Consider the following 19,746-nt stretch of genomic DNA (forward strand, 5'->3'; position numbering starts at 1 on the left):
CGCTCAGATCTCCGGGATGTTCTCCTTGAAGATCACCTGCAGCCTCGGCTGGTGCAGTTCATAGGGCAGCCCCCGGACCGCATGGGTCAGAGTGTTGAGCGCTTCACGGGCCTCGACGCGCGGGTTCTGGTCGATGACCGCGTCGAGCGTGCCGTCGAGCAGAAGATCCTTGGTGCCGTCCGTCACTTCATGGCCGAGGAAGACCATGGATTGCGCGCGGCCGCGCTCCTTGAGGGCGCGGGCGATGCCGGTGTTGCCGGCGCCGACATTGTAGATCGCGGCGAGGTCGGGGTGCCGGTCAAGAAGCGCTGATGCCTCCGAATAGGCCTTCTCGCGGTCGTCGAGCATTTCGCGCATTTCGACGATCTCGAGATTGGGCGATTCCTCGGTCAATATGTGCCGGAACCCCATCTCGCGCTCCTCATGGCCGCGATAGGAGAGCGAGCCGGCGAACAGCGCCACCTTGCCGGGGCGTTCCGGCCCCATGAAGCGGTTGAGCAGATAGCCGGCCAGTCGGCCTGCGGCGCGGTTGTCGATGCCGATATAGGCCACCCTCGGCACATGCAGGATGTCGGAGGCGATGGTCACCACCTTGACGTCGTTGGCCGACAGCGAGCGGAGCGCCTCACGCACCGTCGGATGGTCGAGCGCGATGACGCCGACGCCTTGCGTCTGTCCGCGCAAATCCTGCAGCAGGCGGGCGAGCCGGTCGGGATTGAAGCCTTCTATGGTGGCGATGTGGACGTCGAGATCCGGTCGCGCCAAAGCCTGCGCCTCGATGTGCCGGTGCAGCATCTTGATGAAGGAATTGGTGCCGGCCGGCAGCGCGAAGTCGAGCCGGATGACCTCGCCGGGCGATGGTTTTGGCGGGGCTCCGTTCGGGCCTTCGGCGATGTAGCCGAGGCGCTGCGCCATTTCGAGCACGATCTCGCGCGTGCGCGCCCTGACCCCAGGACGGTTGTTCAGCACGCGGTCGACGGTGGCGGCGGAAACGCCGGCTTCCCGGGCTATGTCGGTCAGGGTGGAACGCACCGTCTTTCATCTCCTCAACGCATCAGGATCACGCAATGCCGGCAGCCGGCCCGATGACCGCGACTCCTCGCCATCGGCGATTCTGATGGGAAATGATGTATCCGGCCTTGGCCGAAGCGCAAGCCGTCGGGCTAAATCAGGTCGCCCGGCACGGCTGTTCCGGGACGGGAAGACACATTTCCCATCAAATCGAGGCATCTGGCGCGGTATATGGACCCCGGTATGACGCATTTCCTCGCCCCATTGCGATGTTGTGAGGTATTTTGATTATTTATGATGTTGACAGCCTTCCGATCCTGCCGTCAATATCCCTCATGGGCTCGTGGAGGAAACATTGAGCCCTGAGGGAGGAATTCCAATGTCTGATCTGATCCGCATATCGCGGCGCCGGTTGCTGGCGTCCGGAGGAAAGGCGGCGGCGTTCGTGGCCGCGGCCGGTATCGCACCGCAATTCATTCGTCCCGGCCGCGCCTTTGCGGCCGACGCGCTGGCACCGGGCATGATCGGCGGCCCGACCGGCTTCGAGGGCGCCGAGCGTTATCAATATGGCGCCGACACGCCGGAAGGCCGCGCCATCGAGGCGGCCAAGGCGCTGAAGGGCGCCGGCAAGGCGCCGGCCAAGATCGTGCTCGGCCTGTCGGACGGTTCGATCGGCCAGCTAACGCAGCCTTTCCCGGCCGGCGCGCCGTCGATCAAGGAACTCTGGGAAAAGGAGACCGGCATTCCGATCGAGATCGTCGGCCTGCCGAACGGCCAGGAATTCACCAAGACGATGCAGGACATCTCCACCAAGGGTGGGGCCTATGACATCTATTCCACCGAATGGAACCGCCTTGGCGATCTCGCCGAAACCGGCGGCATTGCCAAGCTCGACGACTTCGTCGCCCAGTACAAGCCCGAATGGGACGATCCCAAGACCGGCTATGTCGACGGCGCCAAGGGCGTGTCGCTGCTCAACAAATATCGCGGCTCGAACTATGGCGTGTCGCTGGACGGCGACTTCCAGACCTGGGTCTACCGCACAGATTTGTTCGGTGACGCAGCCGAGCAGAAGGCCTTCAAGGACAAATACGGCTACGATCTGGCGCCGCCCAAGACCTGGAAGCAGCACGGCGACATTGCCGCCTTCTTCCAGCGTCCCGACAAGGGCCTGTTCGGCTCGACCGATTTGCGCAACCAGGGTTGGGGCTACACCAACTGGTACCAACGCTATGTCTCCATGGCCTCGCCCAACCAGTTCCTGTTCGGCGACGACGGCAAGCCGCTGATCAATTCCGAACACGGCATCGCCGCCACCAACGAATATGTCGGCTCACTTGTCCATCATTCGCCGGACGCGATCTCGTGGGGTTGGCCGGAGCAGTACGGCAATTTCGCCAAGGGCGGTGCGGCGATGACCTGCGCCTTCTCCAACCTGCCGAAATTCCTCGACAATGCCGGCAACAAGGATTCCCAGGTCACCGGCAAGATCGGCTCGATGCTGCCGCCTGGCCGCGAGATCGACGGCAAGCTGATCAGCCGCTCGGTGCTGTGGTTCTCGCTGACCGGCATGGTCTCGTCGCAGTCAAAAAACCAGGAGGTGGCCTACCTCCTGCTGCAATGGCTGGGCTCGGCCCGCATCTATGCCTGGATGAGCGCCAATCCCGGCGGCTATCTCGATCCGTTCCGGCTTTCGGATTTCTCCGATCCGCTGGTGCGCCAGACCTATCATGCCTACCACATGGATGTGGTGCGCGAGACGGTTGCCCGCACGGTGCCGACCATCAACTATCCCGGCGCCACCGCCTTCCACAATGCGCTCGACGAAAACCTCATGGCCTCGCTGACCAAGGCCAAGACCGCAGAACAGGCGATGGCCGACACCGAGGCCGAGTGGAAGAAGATCGCCCGGCGCATCGGTGAGGACAAACTGCTCGAAGCCATCAGAACCAACAAGGAGGCCTGGCCGACCGTTCTCGACCCGATCAGCTGATCCGTCTCCCTGGATCAGAGCCGGAGGGGAGGGGCGAAGCTCTTCCCCTTCGTCAGCAACGCGACCAGCAAAGCAGCCAGATGAAGCGTTCCGTTCCTTTCGAGATATTCCGCTATGCCGCGATCCTCGCGGCGATGGCGGTGACGCTGGTGCCGATCCTGTGGATGGTGTCGATGGCCCTCAAGCCGATCGCCGAATGGTCGGCGACGGGTGCTGAGCTGACATGGTGGCCGAAGAACCCGACGCTCAGCAATTTCCGCTTCGTGTTCGGCGAATCCACCAATAGCCTGATCGTGGCGCTCGACCGCACGGCGCTGAAACCGATCCTGTCGTCGCTGCTGTCGGCGGTATTCGGCACCGCCATCGCCATGTCGGCGGGCACGGCGGCGGCCTACGGGCTGTCGCGTTTCGGCTCCGGCCAGAACCTGCCGCTGGCGCTGATCCAGTTGCGGCTGTTTCCGCCGATGGCGGTGATGATCCCTGTCATGATCATGTGGGCCTTCCTGAACTTCACCGACAGCTGGTGGGGCCTGGCGCTGATCTACGGCATCGTCACTCTGCCGTTCGCCTTCTGGCTGATGAAGACCTTCTTCGACGACATGCCGCGCGAGATCGAGGAAGCAGCACTTGTCGAGGGCTGTTCGCGGCTGCGCGTCTTCACCCGCATCACGCTGCCGATGATGCGCGCGCCGCTCGCCAGTGCCGCCCTGTTCGTCTTCATCCTCAACTGGTCGGACTATCTGATCGCGCTGCTTTTGACGACGCGCGAATGGGTGACCATCCCCGTTTACATGGCCTCGCTGTCGTCCTCGATGACCGGCCAGCTCTATGGCGCCAAGGCGGCGCTCGGCCTGATCGCCGCCGTCCCTCCGGTCATCATGGGCATCGCCATCCAACGCCATCTGGTGCGCGGGCTGACTTTTGGGGCGCTCAAGCAATGAGCGCGGTGACCGTGACTGGTTCGGAGGACGACATGGGCGCCGCGCTTGCGAAGCCCGCCCTGCGCGACGAAGGCGCCCGGCTGGGCTTCCGGCTGACGCTGCCGGCGCAGGTCCTGGTGCTGTTCATTTCGGCCTTTCCACTTCTGATGCAGCTCTACATCAGCGTCACCGACTGGTCGCCGCTTTCGGGTCTCGGCTGGTGGAATGCCTGGGAGATGTGGAACAGTTTCGCCAACTACACCGATCTCGCCGCCGATGCCCGCTTCTGGAGCGCACTGAAGCGCACGGCGATCGTCATGCTCGTCTGCGTGCCGGCGGAGTTCCTGCTGGGCCTCGCGCTGGCGACGCTGTTCGCCGACGATTTTCCGGGCAAGCGCATCTTCTATTCGATCCTGCTGATGCCGATGATGGTGGTGCCGGCGGTGGCCGGCTACATGTTCTTTATGCTGTTCCAGTCTGGCGGCCCAGTGAACGACATCCTGTCTTCGCTTACCGGTTCTCCCGTCACCATCGCCTGGCTGTCGGACCCAACCCTGGCGCTTATCGCGGTGATGATCGCCGACATCTGGCAGTGGACGCCGCTGATGTTCCTGATCCTGCTGGCCGGCCTGGTCGGCGTGCCGGAGGACCAGATCAAGGCGGCGACCTTGCTCGGCGCCAATCCGTGGCAGCGCTTCGTCACCATCGTGCTGCCGAAGATGAAGACCATCATCATCATCGCGCTGGCGATCCGGGTAATCGAGAACTTCAAGATCTTCGACACGCTCTATATCATGACCGGCGGCGGTCCCGGCGTCGCCACAGAAACGATCTCCGTCTACATCTACAAGGTCACCACGCAAGACCTGATCTGGGGCTATGTGGCGGCGATCGCGCTGGCCATCCTGATCGTGCTCTCCATCGTTGCCGTGTTCGCCATGAAGCGCATGGCGCGGGCGAGGGAGGTTGCGGCATGAGCGCCATCCAGCTGCGTAACCTCACCAAGACATTCGGCGACTTCACCGCACTGAAGACCATGGACCTCGACATAGCGGATGGCGAGTTCATGGCGCTGCTCGGGCCGTCCGGCTGCGGCAAGTCGACGACGATGAACATGATCGCCGGCATGGAAGAGCCGACCAGCGGCAGGATCCTGTTTGGCGAACGCGACATGGCCGGCGTGCCGATGGGCCGGCGCGGCGTCGGCTTCGTCTTCCAGAACTATGCCATCTTCACCCATATGAGCGTACGCCAGAACCTTGCCTACGGGCCGAAGATGCGCGGTGCGGCGAAAGCCGAGATCGACCGCCGCGTCGGCGCCATCGCCGAGCTGCTGCAACTGACGCTGCTGCTCGACCGCAAGGCCGACCGGCTGTCGGTCAACGTCTTGCAGCGCGTGGCGATCGGCCGCTCGGCGATCATGGAGCCGGCGATCTTCCTGCTCGATGAGCCGCTGTCCAATGTCGACGCGGCATTCCGGGCTGTCATGCGCACCGAACTGAAACAGCTGCAGCGCCAGTTCAAGCAGACCATGGTCTACGTCACCCACGACCAGCTCGAAGCCATGACCATGGCCGACCGCATCGCCGTCATGGACCATGGCGTGCTGCAACAGGTCGGCACGCCGCTCGAAGTCTACAACAATCCGGCCAATGTCTTCGTCGCCCGCTTCATCGGCGCGCCCGGCATGAACCTGCTCAAGGGCAAACCGGCGGAAAGTGATCGTGGGCTGGTCGTCGATCTCGGCCCGCTGGGCATCACGCCGCCGCTGCCGGATGGACTGGCGGCGACCTTGCGGGGCGCACGCGGCGATGTGCTTTACGGCTTCCGGCCGGAGCAAGTGGCGCTGGCGCAAGATGGGCGCGGGCTTGCCATGCCTGTCACTTTCGTCGAGCGCATTGGTGCGCGCACCATTGTCCATCTCGGCCAGGGCGAGGGCGCTGTCAAAGCGGTCTTTGACAATGATGTCGGGCTCTCGATCGGGCAAACCGCGGTCGTCGCGCCCGCGGCATCGTCCGTGCGCATTTTCGACGCCGCCAGCGGCCTTGCGATGAGGGTGGGTTGAGCCATGGCCGACATCGTCTTTCGCAATGTCACCAAGCGCTACGGCAAGACGCTCGCCGTCGACGATGCGTCGTTCACGGTCAACGACAACGAGTTCTTCTGCTTCTTCGGGCCGCCGCTGTCGGGCAAGTCGACGATCCTGCGCCTGGTGCTCGGGCTGGAGAGCCCGGACGCCGGCGAAATCCTTATCGGCGGCAGACCGGTCAACGCGATGTCGCCGGCCGAGCGCAATGTGGCGATGGTGTTCCAGAACCTCGCGCTGTTCCCGCATATGAGCGCGCTCGACAATGTGCGCTTTCCGCTGGTCGAACGCGGCGTTGCCGAGCTCCAGATCAAAAAGCGGGTCGCCGACGTCGCGGCCAAGCTGCATATCGGCCACATCCTGCACAAGCCGCCGGCGCAGCTTTCGGGCGGCGAGCGCCAGCGTGTGGCGATCGCGCGTGCGCTGGTGCGCGACCCCAACGCCTATCTGATGGACGATCCGATCTCGGCGCTCGATGCGCGGCTGCGCGAGGAAACGCGTGTCGAGCTGAAGCGCATCCAGCGCGAATTGGGCAAGACGCTGATCTATGTCACCCACGACCAGGAAGAGGCGATGTCGATCGCCGACCGCATCGCCATCCTGGAGAATGGCAGGATCAGGCAGATCGGCGCGCCGGCCGAGATCTATGATCGTCCGGCCAGCACCTATGTGGCGCGGCTGCTCGGCTCGCCTGTCATGAACATCCTCAAATCGGCGCGCGGTGAGGGCGGCGTCGAGGCGGCCGAAGGCACGATCCTGATTGCGGATCGCGCGGTTCCCGCCGATGCCGTCGAGATCGGGCTGAGGCCGGAGGATATCAAGGTCAGGCCGTGGCCCATTGATGGAAAAGAGGATGGCGGCCAGGGCCGCCCGGCGCGGGTGTTCGAGGTCGAGCCGCTCGGCGGCTACACCGTCGTGACACTCGCCGCCGGGCATGCGCGGCTGAAGGCGCTGCTGCGCGGCCAGCCCGACATCAGGCCCGATGCGATGGTGGCGATATCATGCGAGCCGGCCCGCGTGCATTATTTCGGACAGAGCGGAGGCGCGCTGGCACGATGACTGCGGCCGCGAGGACAGAATTTCGGGAGGAAGACATGGCAGGCAAAGGCTTCGAGCCGGACGTTAAGGTCCGCACGAAGGAATACAGGATCGGTTGCGTCGGCGCCGGCATGATCATGGCCGAGTGCCATCTCGCTGCTTACAAGGAGGCTGGGTTCCCGGTGGTGGCGATCGCCTCACGCACCAAGGCCAATGCTCAGAAGGTCGCCACGCGCTGGGGCATCCCGACCGTGCATGATACGCCGGAACAACTGATCGAGGACGAGACTGTCGAGATCATCGACCTTGCCTTTCCGCCCGACCTGCAGCCGGCGCTGATCCGCCATGCGCTGAAACAGAAGCACATCAAGGCGATCCTGGCGCAGAAGCCCTTGGCGCTGTCGGTCGAGGAAGCCGTGAAGCTGCGCGACGAGGCGGCGAAGGCCGGCAAGATCCTCTCGGTCAACCAGAACATGCGCTACGACCAGTCGATGCGCGTCCTGAAGCAGATCATGGACAGCGGCGCGTTGGGCGACATCGTCTTCGCGCAGATCGACATGCACGCCATCCCGCACTGGCAGACCTTCCTTCAGGGCTACGACCGGCTGACGCTTGCCAATATGAGCGTGCACCATCTCGACGTGCTGCGCTTCCTGTTCGGTGATCCCGATGAGATCACAACACTCACGCGCAAAGACCCGCGCACGACATTCGACCATTCCGACGGCATCACCGTGTCGACGCTGCGTTTCCCGTCCGGCGTGCTTGCCGTATCGCTGGAGGATGTCTGGTCCGGCCCGCGCCAGGAGGGATACAAGGACGACCAGCACATCAACTGGCGCGTCGACGGCACCAAGGGCGTCGCCAAGGGCACGATCGGCTGGCCGACGGGTGCTGCCTCCACGCTGACCTATGCTTCGGCCGAGACCACCGGCGGCGAGTGGGTGACCCCTAGCTGGGAGAAGATGTGGTTCCCGCATGCCTTCATCGGCGTCATGGAGCAGCTGCAGCATGCGGTGAAGACCGGCACGCCGCCGGCGCTCTCCGTCGCCGACAACGTCAAGACCATGGCGCTGGTCGAAGCGGGCTACCGCTCGATGGCATCGGGGCGCACGGTCAAGCTTTCCGAAATCACTATCTGATCACCGCAACTGGAAACACCAGACAACTGAATCGCTTACAGGGAGGAATTCACACCATGATGCAGGCAGGTATTTTCACGGGCTATTTCCCGTACGGCCTCGAAGAGACGGCGAAGAAGATCCGCGGCCTCGGTTTCAACACGGTGCAGCTCGACTTGCACTTTAGGGATGTCGACCTGTCGGCCGGGCAGATCACCAAGGACAAGGCGAAGAAGGTGCGCGACGTCTTCCGCGACCACAATCTGCCGGTCTGCTGCGTGTCGGGCTACACCAACATCATCCATCCCGACAAGGCCGAGCGTGACAGGCGCGTCGGCTATCTAAAGGAGATCATCCGCAACGCCCGCCATTTCGGCTCGCCTTACGTGATCTCGGAGACCGGCACCTACAACACCGAGTCCGACTGGGTGCATCACCCCAAGAACAAGACCGAGGAAGGGTTCGAGGAATGCCGCAAGGTGATCGCGGACCTCGCCCAGACGGCCTATGACCACGGTGCGGTGTTCCTGCTCGAGACCTACGTCAACAACGTCGTCGGCTCGGTCGAGGAAACGGTGAAGATGTTCGCGCAGGTCGACCATCCCGGCCTTGGCCTGCTTATGGATCCGACCAACTATTTCGAGACCCACAACATCGACAGGATGGACCAGATCCTGAACCAGGTGTTCGACACGCTGACCGACAAGATCAAGATCGCGCACGCCAAGGACGTCAAGCGCTCGGGTGACGACAAGTCCGAGAAGCATGCCGATATCGGCGACGCCGATGCGATGGAAAGCCACACCTTCCGCGGTGTCGGCGAGATCGAACTGCCGGCGCCGGGCCTCGGCGCGCTGAACTACGATCTCTACCTCAAGCGGCTGGCGGAAAAGCACCCGAACATCCCGGTCATCATCGAGCATCTGTCGGAAGACGACGTGCCGCGCGCCAAAAAATTCCTCGACGGGAAGTTCCGCGCCAACGGGCTTTGAGATGCGGTGGCGCTGCCTTTGAAAGGCGGCGCCGGCACTTGCACGACACGAAGTGGAGGAAACAAGATGTTGAAATTCGCTTGGAAATTGGCGGCCGCCGCAACGGTGCTCGCTGGCGTGGCGCTTGGTTCGGCCGCGCAGGCGCAGGACGGCCAGAAGACGTTTTACCTGCTGTCGCATGGCGGACCTTCCGATGCCTTCTGGATCGACTGGAACGCCGGTGCCACCAAGGCCTGCGACCAGCTCAAGGTGACCTGCAAGATCTCCTTCAGCGGCGGCGACATGGCGGCGCAGAAGGAGGCCTTCAATTCAGCATTGGCGGCCAAGCCCGACGGCATCGCCACCACCTCGGCGCAGCCGGGTCTGTGGACCGAGGAAGTGAAGGCGGCGAAGGCCGCCGGCATTCCGATCGTGTTCTTCAACACCGACGATCCAGCGACGGGCCGCCAGGCCTATGTCGGCGCCGACCTCAAGGAGGCCGGCGCGATCTGGGCGAAATATCTCGTCGACCACAAGATGGTGAAGCAGGGCGACAAGGTGTTCCTGCCAGTCGAGGTTCCCGGCGCCAGCTATCAGCAGCTGGAAACCGAAGGCATTGCCAGCGTTTTCGATCCGTTGGGGATCAAATATGACGTCGTCGATTGCGGCACCGATCCGGCTGGCATCATCGCCAAGATGACCGACTATATGGTCGCCAACAATCCGCCGGCGATCATTGCGCTGGGCGATTCCGTGGCGGCCAGCGTCAAGCGGGTGTTCGACGGCGCCAGCGTGCCGGCCGGCAAGATCCCGGTCGTCGGCTGGGGCAACTCCAAGGAGACGGCGCAGGCCGTCAAGGACGGCTTCGTCAACGCCGCCGCCTGGCAGTATCCGTCGGCGCAAGGCTTCATGCCGGTGGCGCTGCTCGGGCTTGCTGCTTCGGGCGAACCGATTGGCTATGACATTCACACGTTCGGTCTCTACGACGCCTCGAGCGTCGACCCGATCCTGAAGCTTTACGACAAGAAGTGAGAAAAGCAGCGCCCGCTGTGAAAGCGGCGGGCGTCTTTCAAGCATGGTTCAAACAGTCATGACGATCGCCGCAGAAGACGAGATGCCTGTCGGGAAACGCAGATCGAGCCTGATACGCTCGCCGCAATTCTCCTCGCTCGTCATCCTCATTGTCCTGCTGGCTGTGTTCGCCATCGCCGACCGCAATTTCCTGTCGCCGCTCAACATCTCCAACATGATGGCGTTCCTGCCCGAGCTCGGCATCATCGCGCTCGGCATGACGCTGCTTTTGACGGCGGGCGAATTCGATCTCTCCGTCGGCGCGGTGTTCGGCCTGGCGCCGGTGGTGGTGATGCTTCTGGTGCAGAACGCCGGCTGGGATATCGGCGTCGCCCTTCTGGCCGGCCTTCTCCTTTGCATCGCGATCGGCGCGATCAACGGGCTGATCGTCACCAAGATCGGCATCTCGTCCTTCCTGGTGACGCTGTCGATGCTGCTCGTCGTGCGCGGCGCGGCCCTCTACATCACGCAAGGGTTTCCGCTGAAATCCTGGGACCAGCCCGGCTTTTTCGTGACGCTGCTTGCAGGCAGCTTCAATGTCGGTTCGTTCCGCTTCTACACCTCGCTGTGGTGGTTCATCGGCCTGTCGCTGTTTGCCATCTACATCCTGCGCTACGCCAAGCTCGGCAACTGGATCAGCGCCATCGGCAGCAATCGCAACGCGGCGGTGGCGCGCGGCGTGCCGGCGGACGCCGTCAAGATCTGGTTGTTCATCGCGACCTCGGTGCTGGCCGGGCTTGCCGGCATGATCAGCGCCTTCCGCATATCGGCCGCTTCACCGGTGGCCGGCACCGGCTACGAGCTGGAAGTGATCGCCATGGTGGTGGTCGGCGGCACGGCGCTAACCGGCGGGCGCGGCACCATCCTCGGCACCATTGTCGGCGCGCTGATGCTGCGCGCCATCCGCAACGGCATCGTGCTGATCGGTGTGCCGGGGCTCGCCTACAACATCTTCGTCGGCCTCATCATCCTGGCCATGCTCATCCTGCACGCTCTGCTGCAGAAGAACGCCGCAAGGAGCTGACGATGGAAGTGCTGCGGCTGCAGAATTTGCAGAAATCCTTCGGCAGCGTGCGTGCGCTGAAGAATGCCTCGCTGACACTCAGGGAAGGCGAAGTGGTGGCGCTGCTCGGCGACAATGGCGCCGGCAAATCGACGCTGATCAAGGCGATCTCGGGCGTGTTCCCCATCGACCGGGGCGACATCTTTGTGCGCGGCGAAAAAGTTTCGATCCGCTCGACCCGCGATGCGATGGACCTCGGCATCGAGACCATCCACCAGGACACGTCGCTGGCGCCGGATCTTAGCATCGCCCGCAATCTTTTCCTCGGCCGCGAGCCGGTCAATTTCGGCTGGCTCGGCGTGTTCGCGCCGCTCGATCTGGCGAAGTTGCGCAAGGCTGCTTCCGAACTGCTCAAGCGTGTCGGCATCTCGAAGAAGCTCGACGCCGATGCGCTGGTCTCGACGCTGTCGGGCGGCGAGCGCCAGTCGATCGCCATTTCGCGCGCCATGCAGTTCGCCGCCAAGGTGATCATCCTCGACGAGCCGACAAACAATCTCGGCGTCGAGGAAACCCATGGCGTGCTGCGCTTCGTCAAGGAGGTGCGCGATGCCGGCCATTCGGTGCTGCTCATCACCCACAACATCCATCACGTGTTTCAGGTCGCCGACCGCATCATCGTCATGCGCCGCGGCGAGATCGTCGCCGAGCAGATCGTCGCCGACACCGACCTCCTAACCGTGGAAAGCATCATCACCGGCGCCGATATGTCGGCCTTGCTCAAGGAGGCGAGGGCAAAGTGAAGGGCGTCGCATGGTAGAGCTTTACGGCAAGACGCTTTCGCGACGGCAAGTGGCGGAGCGCTCCGGCATGCTGTCTCAATTCGCCGGCGTGCGGTTGATGACGCTTGGCGATGGCGTAGAACGCGGCATCCGCATGCTGGAGTTCCGCACCGGCTCCGGCCTGCGCTTCACCGCGCTGGTCGACCGGGCGCTTGATATCTCTGACTGTGACTTCAAGGGCCAGGCGATCGGCTGGCATTCGCCGAGCGGTTTTCGCCATCCCGGCCTGCACGACTATGAGGGGGAGAGCGGGCTCGCCTGGGCGCGCTCCTTTTCCGGTCTGCTCGTCACCTGCGGCCTCGACCACATATTGGGCCGCGAAGAGGTGCCTGCCGAAAACTACAACTACCCCAGCAAGAAGACCGTCACCCATGCGCTGCACGGCCGCGTCGGCACCATCCCGGCGCGGCTGACCGGCTACGGCGAGCGCTGGGATGGCGACCGCTGCGTGCTGTGGGCCGAAGGCATCGTCCAGCAGGCGGCGGTGTTCGGCGAAGATCTGCATCTCATCCGTCGCATCGAGGCCGATGTCGGCGGCAACGAGATCCGGCTCTCCGACCGTGTCGTCAATCACGGCTTCAACCGTACGCCGCATATGTATTTCTATCACATCAATGTCAGCCATCCCTTGCTCGACCAGGGCTCGCGCTATCTGGCGCCGATCCGCGACGTGGTGTGGGCCGGCCATGCCGGCGAGCGCTATGAGGCGCAGAAGGTCGGCTACCGCACGGCGCCGGCGCCGCAGCTGGGGTTCAGCGAGCAGGTCTGGCAGCACGAGATGGCCGCCGACGATAAAGGCCAAGTGCCGGTGGCAGTGGTCAACGACCGGCTCGGCCTCGGCTTCGAAGTGGTGACGCGCAAGGATCAACTGCCCTGCGCCTATCAGTGGCAGAATTTCCAGGCCGGGCAGTATGCGCTGGGCATAGAGCCCTCGACCCATCATGTGCTCGGCGATCTCGCCGCGCGTGACCGCGGCGAGATGATCTGGCTGGAGCATGGCGAAGCCCGGGCCTACGATGCGGTGTTTCGTGTCCTCGATGGCGCCGGGGAGATTGCGGCGGCGGAAGGCAGGATCGGCGCGATCGCCAGGCAGCCGGAGCAGGATTATCCCAGGCCGTCGGGAAATTTTCCGAGATTGGGGGCATGATGCGACAGGAATGCTCCGGCTGGCGGGCCGGAAACCGGAGGTCGGTGTGATGGGCAAAAAACGCGACTATAGCCTGGTCGGCGAGAGCACGCGGGCCGCGATCGAGACTGGCCTGGCCTCGGCTGAGTGGTACCACACCGACGTGCCGCGCAAGGCGATGAAGGAGCTGATGCAGCGCTCCGACGGCCCGGCGATCCGCGACACCATCATCTGGATAGCTGTCATTGTCGGTTCGGCCGCCGGCATCGTCTGGTTCTGGGGCACGTGGTGGGTGGTGCCGTTCCTGTTCGTCTATGGCGTGCTCTACGGCTCGTCGAGCGACTCGCGCTGGCACGAATGCGGCCACGGCACGGCTTTCCGCACGCGCTGGATGAACGATGTCGTCTACCACATTGCCTCCTTCATGCTGATGCGCAATCCCGTGCAGTGGCGCTGGAGCCATGCTCGCCACCACACCGACACCATCATCGTCGGCCGCGACGCCGAGATCGCGGTCATGCGCCCGCCCGACCTGTTGAAGGCGGCACTGGCCTTCACCGGCATTCTCGACTTCCGCTATTCGCTGCCGACGCTGGTACGCCAGGCCTTTGGCACGCTGTCGGACGAGGAGAAGAGCTACATCCCGGAAATGGAACAGCACAAGGCGGTGATCGCCGCCCGCTGGCACGTCGCCATCTATGTCGTCACGATCGCTATCGCGGTCGCGCTGGGATCATGGATCCCGCTGGTGCTGATCGGCCTGCCGCGCCTTTACGGCACCTGGCACATGGTGACGACCGGCTTGCTGCAGCATATCGGGCTGGCCGACAATGTGGTCGACCACCGGCTCAACACCCGCACGGTCTACATGAACCCGATCAGCCGGTTCATCTACTGGAACATGAACTACCATGTCGAACACCACATGTTCCCGATGGTGCCGTATCACGCGCTGCCCAGGCTGCACGAGCTGATCAAGCACGACCTGCCGGAGCCGAACCCGTCCATGTGGCATGCCTATCGCGAGGTCTGGCCGGTGCTGCTGCGGCAGCTGAAATACGAGGATTTTTATCTCAAGCGCGAATTGCCGCCGACGGCCAGGCCCTATCGCGGCGAGTTCCACGAGGTCGATATGTCGGCTGCGGCCGAATAGCTGAGGAGACCGATATGGCCGATTGGGTTGAAGCGTGCGCGGTGGACGATGTGGAGGAAGAGGACGTCATCCGCTTCGACCATGGCGGCCGGACTTTCGCGGTCTACCGCTCGCCCGATGACGAGTTCTTCGCCACAGACGGCTATTGCACGCATGAGAAGGCGCATCTGGCCGACGGGCTGGTGATGGACGACATCATCGAATGCCCCAAGCACAATGGCCGCTTCAACTACAAGACCGGCCAGGCCAAGGGCGCGCCAGTCTGCGTCAATCTCGCGACCTATCCGGTGAAGGTCGAGGCCGGTAAGGTGATGATCCAGATCTGACGCGGCAACCGATCCAGCATCACAGAGGGGACGTTTTAATGAGCCGAAAGAGACCGACCGTCGCCGATCTGCGCGCGATGAAGGGCAAGCGCCAGCTTACCATGCTGCGCGTGCTCAACCTGGACGAGGCGGAGGCCGCCGAACGGGCAGGGGTCGACATCGTCTCGGTGCCGCCCGAACTGGTGCTCAACCCTCAGTATCGCGATGCCGCGCCCAGCCTGTTCACCATGCCGGGCGAAAACTTCTTCGAGATCGGCACGGCGGATGATTTCGTGCGCTGGGCCTTCCGGCTCTACAAGGCAAGCGCCGACGCGGTCTATTGCAGCGCCGGTTATGCGACGATCAAGCGCATGGCGGACGATGCCATCCCCGTCATCGGCCATGTCGGCCTCATTCCCTCCCGCGCCACCTGGACCGGCGGCTTCAAGGCGGTCGGCAAGACTGCCGACACCGCCTTGGAGGTTTTCGAGGCGGTGAAGCAGCTGGAAGCTGCGGGCGCCGTCGGCGCCGAGATCGAGGTGGTGCCGGTCGAGGTCGCCAAGGCAATTTCGGAGCGGACCTCGCTGATCATGCTGTCGATGGGGGCGGGCACCGGCTGCGACGCGCAATATCTGTTCGCCGACGACATCCTTGGCCAGAACCGGGGCCACATGCCGCGCCACTCCAAGGTCTACCGCAACTTCGCCGCCGAGTATGACCGGCTGCAGGCGGAGCGGGTGGCGGCTTTCTCGGAATATGTCGCCGACGTCAACAGCGGCGCCTATCCCGAGGACAGGCACGTTGTGCACATGGAGCCGGCCGAGCTCAGTCTGTTCCTGAAAAGGGTAGGCGCAAAGAGCTGACTATTTCGGTTTCTTTGTCGACTGTCGAAGCGCCTCGCCACGCTCCGTCGGCGAGCATGGCGTGAAGCACCTCGGCGTCGGCCCCCAGCGGCCGGTCGTCCTTCAGCATCGATACATGCGCGCGCACTGCTGCATAGATCGCGCCGGTGCGTGGTGCCAGCGTCAACCCTTCACGCAGGTCGACGGCCTGGGCGGCGGCCATCAGCTCGAAGGCGATCAGCCGCCGCCACAGCGCGATCATCCCGGCGCATTTCGAGACGGCGAGGAGCGATTGGGTCGCGTGGTCCTCGACGCCTTCCGAAACTGGGAGAAAATCGAGCATCACCGGATTGGCCTTGTGGCGGATGGCGGCCAGGATCGATGTCGCTGTCTTCTGCAGCGGCACGAAACCGGCCGATGCGCCACCGATGGGCGACAGATATTTGCTCAGGCCGTTGCGGCCCGAACCGGTGAGCTGGATGAAGCGGGCGACGCTCGCGGCGGCGCATTGCGCGATCGCCAGGCTGAGCGTCTCGAAAGCCAGCGAAAGTGCCGCCGTGTGGAAATTGCCGGTCGACATCACCAATTCGTCGTCACCGAGCACCAGCGGGTTGTCGGCGGCGGCGTTGAGTTCGATCTCGACGGCGCGTTTTGCCTGACCGATCGCCTCGATCAGCGCGCCGTGGATCGACGGCATGCAGCGGATCGACAGCGGGTCCTGCAAGGTGGTGGGCGCCGGCATCTCGTCGCGGGCGAGAAGGTCGTGCAAGGCCTTCGCCGCTTCCTGCTGTCCGGCGGCCGGCCGCGCCATCTGCAGGCGCGGATCGAGGATGGTGCGGTTGGCGCCAAAGCCTTCCATGGTCAGCGCGCCGGCCTGCTGCTGCTGGGCCAGCGCCGACAGCGCATCCGCTATCGCAAGAGCGCCGCTGCCGGAGGAGACCGCCGAGGCGTTGATCAGGGACAGTCCATCTTTCGGCGCCAGGCTGATCGGGGCGAGGCGGGCCATCATCAGTGCCTTGGCCGCCGGCATGCGGCGGCCCTGGTAATCGGCTTCGCCTTCGCCGATCAGCAGACGGGCAAGCGCGGTCATCAGCACGAGGTCGCCGGCGCCGATCGAGCCGAGCGAAGGCATCACCGGATGGACGCCGGCATTGAGCGCATCGACCAGAGCGGTGAACACGGCGGGCGAAAGGCCGGAGCCGCCGGCCGACAGCATCGAGGCGCGGGCGACCATGGTGGCCCGCACGGTCTCGACCGGCAGGGTTTCGCCGACCGCTCCGCTGCGGCCCTCAAGCAACTGACGTTGGAAGGCGCTGGCGTCGCCTTCGACTGAGCTGCCGAGATTGGCGCCAAGCCCGGTGTTGAGGCCGTAGATCTGCTGACCGGAGGCGGCGGCCTGGTCGAGCACTTTTCGCGCCTTGTCCAGCCTGCCGATGATTTCGGGTCCGATCTCCACCTTGCGCGTTTCGCGGGCCACAGTAGCGACATCGCTGACACTGACACCGGCTCCGGTAAGGACGAGCGCGCTCATGCGAAACGCAGCCTCTGGCCGATGCCCTTTTCGCCTGCCTTGGCCAGCATCGCCTTGCCCAACGCAATGTCGGACAGTGATAGGCCGCGATGCCAGAACAGGATGGTCTCGTCGTCGCTTTGTCTGCCCGGCCTGAGACCCGCGGCGATCTGGCCGAGTTCGGCATGCAGCGTCGTTTCGCTCAACCGGCCGGTCTCGACATGGGCGCGCAGCGAGCCGAACTTGCCGCCCTTGCACTGGCCCCAGTCGTCGACGACCATCTTCTGCATGATGTCGGTCAGCGACAGCTCCACCGCGCTCATCGTGCCATAGGGCACGACCAGCGCGCCGGGCTTGATCCATTCGGTCTTGAGCAGCGGCTGCGGCTCGGGCAGACGCGAGGCCTCGACGACGATGTCGGCGCCCTTGACGCAGCTCTCCCAGTCGACCACGGCCGTAACCTTCTTGCCGAGATCAGCGGAGAGCTTGGCGGCAAAGCCGTCGCGGCTTTCCGGGCGGCGCGAATGGACGCGGATTTCTTCGAAATCGAAGAGATGGTCGAGCAGCCGGACATTCCAATAGGCGGTTCCGCGCGCGCCGATATGGGCCAGCACCTTGGAATTCTTCCTTGCCAGATGCTTGGCGCCGATGGCGGTGACGGCGCCGGTGCGCATGTCGGTGATGACGGTGGCGTCGAGAATGGCGCGCGGTGTGCCGGTGCGCGGGTCGAACAGATTGAGGATGCCGAATTCCGAGGGCAGGCCGTGCAGATAGTTGTCGACATAGTCACCGACGATTTTCACGCCCGCCGTGTCGAGCGGCGCGACGTAGCCACGCAGCACGTTGAAATGGCCGTGGAAGGTGGGGTCGGGCTCCAGATGCACGCGCGGCTCGATCACCGTCTGGCCCTTGCCTTGCGCCACCAGGCCAGCCTCGACAGCGGCGATGATTTCGCCATCGGTCATATCCAGCGCTTCGATGTCGAGGGCATTGAGATAATCGATATAGATGGGCTTCATTTATGCGCGTACTTTCCTCGGTCACCCCGCCCATCCCATAGCAGGCCGCGGCGTGACACGAAAGTTTGTTGCGCTGTGTCTGGACGCTGCCGGCTAAATGCTGTTCAAACCGGACCGACATGACTGCCATTCCCGACACCGAAGCCTTACCCGAAACGGCCACCAATGCGCGGCGCGTGGCACTGATCGTGGCCATCGCCTTCTTCATGCAGCTGCTGGATTCGACGATCATCTCGACCTCGCTGCCGCAGATGGGCCAGTCCTTCGGCGTGCCGGCGGTGGCGATGAGCATCGGCATCACCGTCTACATGCTGACCATGGCGGTGTTCGTGCCGCTTTCGGGCTGGCTCGCCGACCGCTTCGGCGCGCGCAACATCTTTCTCGTTGCGATCGCGCTGTTCACGCTGGCCTCGCTCGCCTGCGGCTTCTCCGGGAATTTGACCCAATTCGTCGCCGCGCGCGCCGTGCAGGGGCTGGGCAGCGCGCTGATGACGCCGGTCGGACGCATTCTCGTCCTGCGCAACGCCTCGAAATCCGAACTGCTCAACGCCACCGCGCTGATCACATGGCCGGCATTGTTCGCGCCCGTCGTCGGGCCGGTGCTCGGCGGCTTCATCACCACCTATCTGTCCTGGCACTGGAATTTCTTCATCAACATCCCGCTTGGGCTGATCGGGCTGGCACTGGTCGCCCGCTTCATCCCGGGCGATCGCGAGGCTGATCCCAAGCCGTTGGACTGGCCGGGTTTTTTCCTGACCTCGCTCGGGCTCGCCTGCCTGCTCTACGGCCTCGAGCGTATCGCGCATCCCGAGGATGGCATGCTGCCGACCGTGGCGCTGATCGCGGCGGGCATCGTTGTCGGCTGGCTGGCGGTGCGGCATCTCCGGCGCGCTCCGCATCCGCTGCTCGACCTTTCCTCGTTCAAGGTGCTGACCTTCGCCATCTCGACACTTGCCGCCGGCACCATCTTCCGGGTGGCGATCAACGCCACGCCGTTCCTGCTGCCGCTTTTGTTCCAGGTTGGTTTCGGCCTCTCGCCCGTCGATGCCGGCCTGATGATCCTGGCCTATTTCCTCGGCAATCTCGGCATGAAGACGGTGACGACGCCAACGCTGCGGCGGTTCGGGTTCCGCTCGGTGATGGTGGTGAACGGCATCATCGCTTCGGCCTCGATCATGGCTTGCGGGGCGATCTCGCCGCAAACACCGCAGGCGCTGGTCGTGGCGCTGATGCTGATCGCCGGCCTGTCGCGCTCGATGCAGTTTACCGCGCTCAACACGCTGGCCTTCGCCGATATCGATGCGGCGCAGCGCAGTTCGGCGGCGACGCTATCCTCGATGCTGCAGCAGGTGGCGATGCTGTTCGGCGTTGCCGTGGCGGCGGCGATCCTCAATCTGTCGCAGATCGCAAGAGCCCAGCCTGCTCTCGACCTCGTCGATTTTCGAATCGCCTTTTTCGTGATCGGCGCCATCGGGCTGGTCGCGGCCCTGCGTTTTCTGGTGCTGCCGCCCGCCGCTGGGGCAGAGGTTTCCGGCCACGCGCCGGGGAACTGAAAATCGGATTATTTGGCTGGTGCGGAGATAAATTCCGCCTCATCCTTTCGCCTTGATGCAGCGCTTTCGCGAATGGCTGCGTTGGTGCAATCAATTGCCAAAAACGCAGGAGTTTCCGGGCATTGCGCCAGTTTCGGCAATCGATGCGTCCACTCGGCAAATATCGGCACAAGACCGCATTCTGA

18 protein-coding genes are annotated in these 19,746 nt (G+C 63.9%); 15 read left to right on the top strand and 3 right to left on the bottom strand.

The annotated features are described in order from the left end of the window. Positions 1 to 3 precede the first annotated feature (3 nt). The gene (locus JN279_RS17740; protein ID WP_202353503.1) at positions 4 to 1,032 is read right to left on the bottom strand and encodes a LacI family DNA-binding transcriptional regulator; all 1,029 of its coding nucleotides are present in this window, start codon (positions 1,030 to 1,032) and stop codon (positions 4 to 6) included. 358 nt (positions 1,033 to 1,390) lie between these two features. Between JN279_RS17740 and JN279_RS17745 the strand changes: the two genes are divergently transcribed. The 14 genes from JN279_RS17745 (at position 1,391) to JN279_RS17810 (ending at position 15,500) form a co-directional block, all read left to right on the top strand. Beyond that, positions 1,391 to 3,004 (top strand): extracellular solute-binding protein, encoded by a 1,614-nt coding sequence (locus tag JN279_RS17745; RefSeq protein WP_096447711.1) that lies wholly within the window; start codon positions 1,391 to 1,393, stop codon positions 3,002 to 3,004. Between the two features lie 80 nt (positions 3,005 to 3,084). Then, positions 3,085 to 3,945, top strand: coding sequence for a carbohydrate ABC transporter permease (locus tag JN279_RS17750; protein WP_096447709.1), 861 nt, complete (start codon positions 3,085 to 3,087; stop codon positions 3,943 to 3,945). After that, positions 3,942 to 4,901, top strand: a complete 960-nt coding sequence (locus JN279_RS17755; protein WP_096447707.1) for a carbohydrate ABC transporter permease — start codon at positions 3,942 to 3,944, stop codon at positions 4,899 to 4,901. The genes JN279_RS17750 and JN279_RS17755 overlap by 4 nt, the downstream gene beginning before the upstream one ends. After that, positions 4,898 to 5,989, top strand: a complete 1,092-nt coding sequence (locus JN279_RS17760) for an ABC transporter ATP-binding protein (RefSeq protein WP_096447705.1) — start codon at positions 4,898 to 4,900, stop codon at positions 5,987 to 5,989. The genes JN279_RS17755 and JN279_RS17760 overlap by 4 nt, the downstream gene beginning before the upstream one ends. A gap of 3 nt (positions 5,990 to 5,992) precedes the next feature. Next, a complete protein-coding gene (locus JN279_RS17765) occupies positions 5,993 to 7,069 on the top strand; it encodes an ABC transporter ATP-binding protein (protein WP_096447703.1) in 1,077 nt (358 codons plus the stop codon). 35 nt (positions 7,070 to 7,104) lie between these two features. Next, positions 7,105 to 8,190: a Gfo/Idh/MocA family protein gene (locus tag JN279_RS17770; protein ID WP_096447701.1), complete on the top strand. Its 1,086-nt coding sequence runs from the start codon at positions 7,105 to 7,107 to the stop codon at positions 8,188 to 8,190. A 56-nt stretch (positions 8,191 to 8,246) separates the two neighbouring features. Next, the gene (locus JN279_RS17775; protein ID WP_096447699.1) at positions 8,247 to 9,161 is read left to right on the top strand and encodes a sugar phosphate isomerase/epimerase family protein; all 915 of its coding nucleotides are present in this window, start codon (positions 8,247 to 8,249) and stop codon (positions 9,159 to 9,161) included. Between the two features lie 66 nt (positions 9,162 to 9,227). Further along, the gene (locus tag JN279_RS17780) at positions 9,228 to 10,172 is read left to right on the top strand and encodes a sugar ABC transporter substrate-binding protein (RefSeq protein WP_096447697.1); all 945 of its coding nucleotides are present in this window, start codon (positions 9,228 to 9,230) and stop codon (positions 10,170 to 10,172) included. A 58-nt stretch (positions 10,173 to 10,230) separates the two neighbouring features. Beyond that, positions 10,231 to 11,235, top strand: coding sequence for an ABC transporter permease (locus JN279_RS17785; protein WP_244734652.1), 1,005 nt, complete (start codon positions 10,231 to 10,233; stop codon positions 11,233 to 11,235). Further along, positions 11,232 to 12,014, top strand: coding sequence for an ATP-binding cassette domain-containing protein (locus tag JN279_RS17790; RefSeq protein WP_202353756.1), 783 nt, complete (start codon positions 11,232 to 11,234; stop codon positions 12,012 to 12,014). The genes JN279_RS17785 and JN279_RS17790 overlap by 4 nt, the downstream gene beginning before the upstream one ends. Before the next feature lie 10 nt (positions 12,015 to 12,024). Then, positions 12,025 to 13,200, top strand: a complete 1,176-nt coding sequence (locus tag JN279_RS17795; RefSeq protein ID WP_096447691.1) for an aldose 1-epimerase family protein — start codon at positions 12,025 to 12,027, stop codon at positions 13,198 to 13,200. Positions 13,201 to 13,249: 49 nt separating this feature from the next. After that, positions 13,250 to 14,332, top strand: a complete 1,083-nt coding sequence (locus JN279_RS17800; protein WP_202353504.1) for a fatty acid desaturase family protein — start codon at positions 13,250 to 13,252, stop codon at positions 14,330 to 14,332. 14 nt (positions 14,333 to 14,346) lie between these two features. Continuing rightward, entirely contained in the window at positions 14,347 to 14,658 is a 312-nt protein-coding gene (locus tag JN279_RS17805) for a MocE family 2Fe-2S type ferredoxin (protein ID WP_096447686.1), read from the top strand. Between the two features lie 38 nt (positions 14,659 to 14,696). Continuing rightward, the gene (locus tag JN279_RS17810; protein WP_096447685.1) at positions 14,697 to 15,500 is read left to right on the top strand and encodes a 3-methyl-2-oxobutanoate hydroxymethyltransferase; all 804 of its coding nucleotides are present in this window, start codon (positions 14,697 to 14,699) and stop codon (positions 15,498 to 15,500) included. Here JN279_RS17810 and JN279_RS17815 read toward each other — a convergent pair. Next, positions 15,463 to 17,010 (bottom strand): HAL/PAL/TAL family ammonia-lyase, encoded by a 1,548-nt coding sequence (locus tag JN279_RS17815; RefSeq protein ID WP_202353505.1) that lies wholly within the window; start codon positions 17,008 to 17,010, stop codon positions 15,463 to 15,465. The genes JN279_RS17810 and JN279_RS17815 overlap by 38 nt on opposite strands. Next, positions 17,007 to 18,008 (bottom strand): ornithine cyclodeaminase family protein, encoded by a 1,002-nt coding sequence (locus tag JN279_RS17820; RefSeq protein WP_202353506.1) that lies wholly within the window; start codon positions 18,006 to 18,008, stop codon positions 17,007 to 17,009. The genes JN279_RS17815 and JN279_RS17820 overlap by 4 nt, the downstream gene beginning before the upstream one ends. Before the next feature lie 119 nt (positions 18,009 to 18,127). Here JN279_RS17820 and JN279_RS17825 point away from each other — a divergent pair, with 119 nt between their 5' ends. Beyond that, complete coding sequence (locus JN279_RS17825) at positions 18,128 to 19,561, top strand: DHA2 family efflux MFS transporter permease subunit (RefSeq protein ID WP_202353507.1); 1,434 nt, start codon at positions 18,128 to 18,130, stop codon at positions 19,559 to 19,561. Positions 19,562 to 19,746: the final 185 nt, after the last annotated feature.

It is taken from the genome of Mesorhizobium sp. 113-1-2 (assembly GCF_016756475.1).
Lineage (GTDB): Bacteria > Pseudomonadota > Alphaproteobacteria > Rhizobiales > Rhizobiaceae > Mesorhizobium > Mesorhizobium loti_C.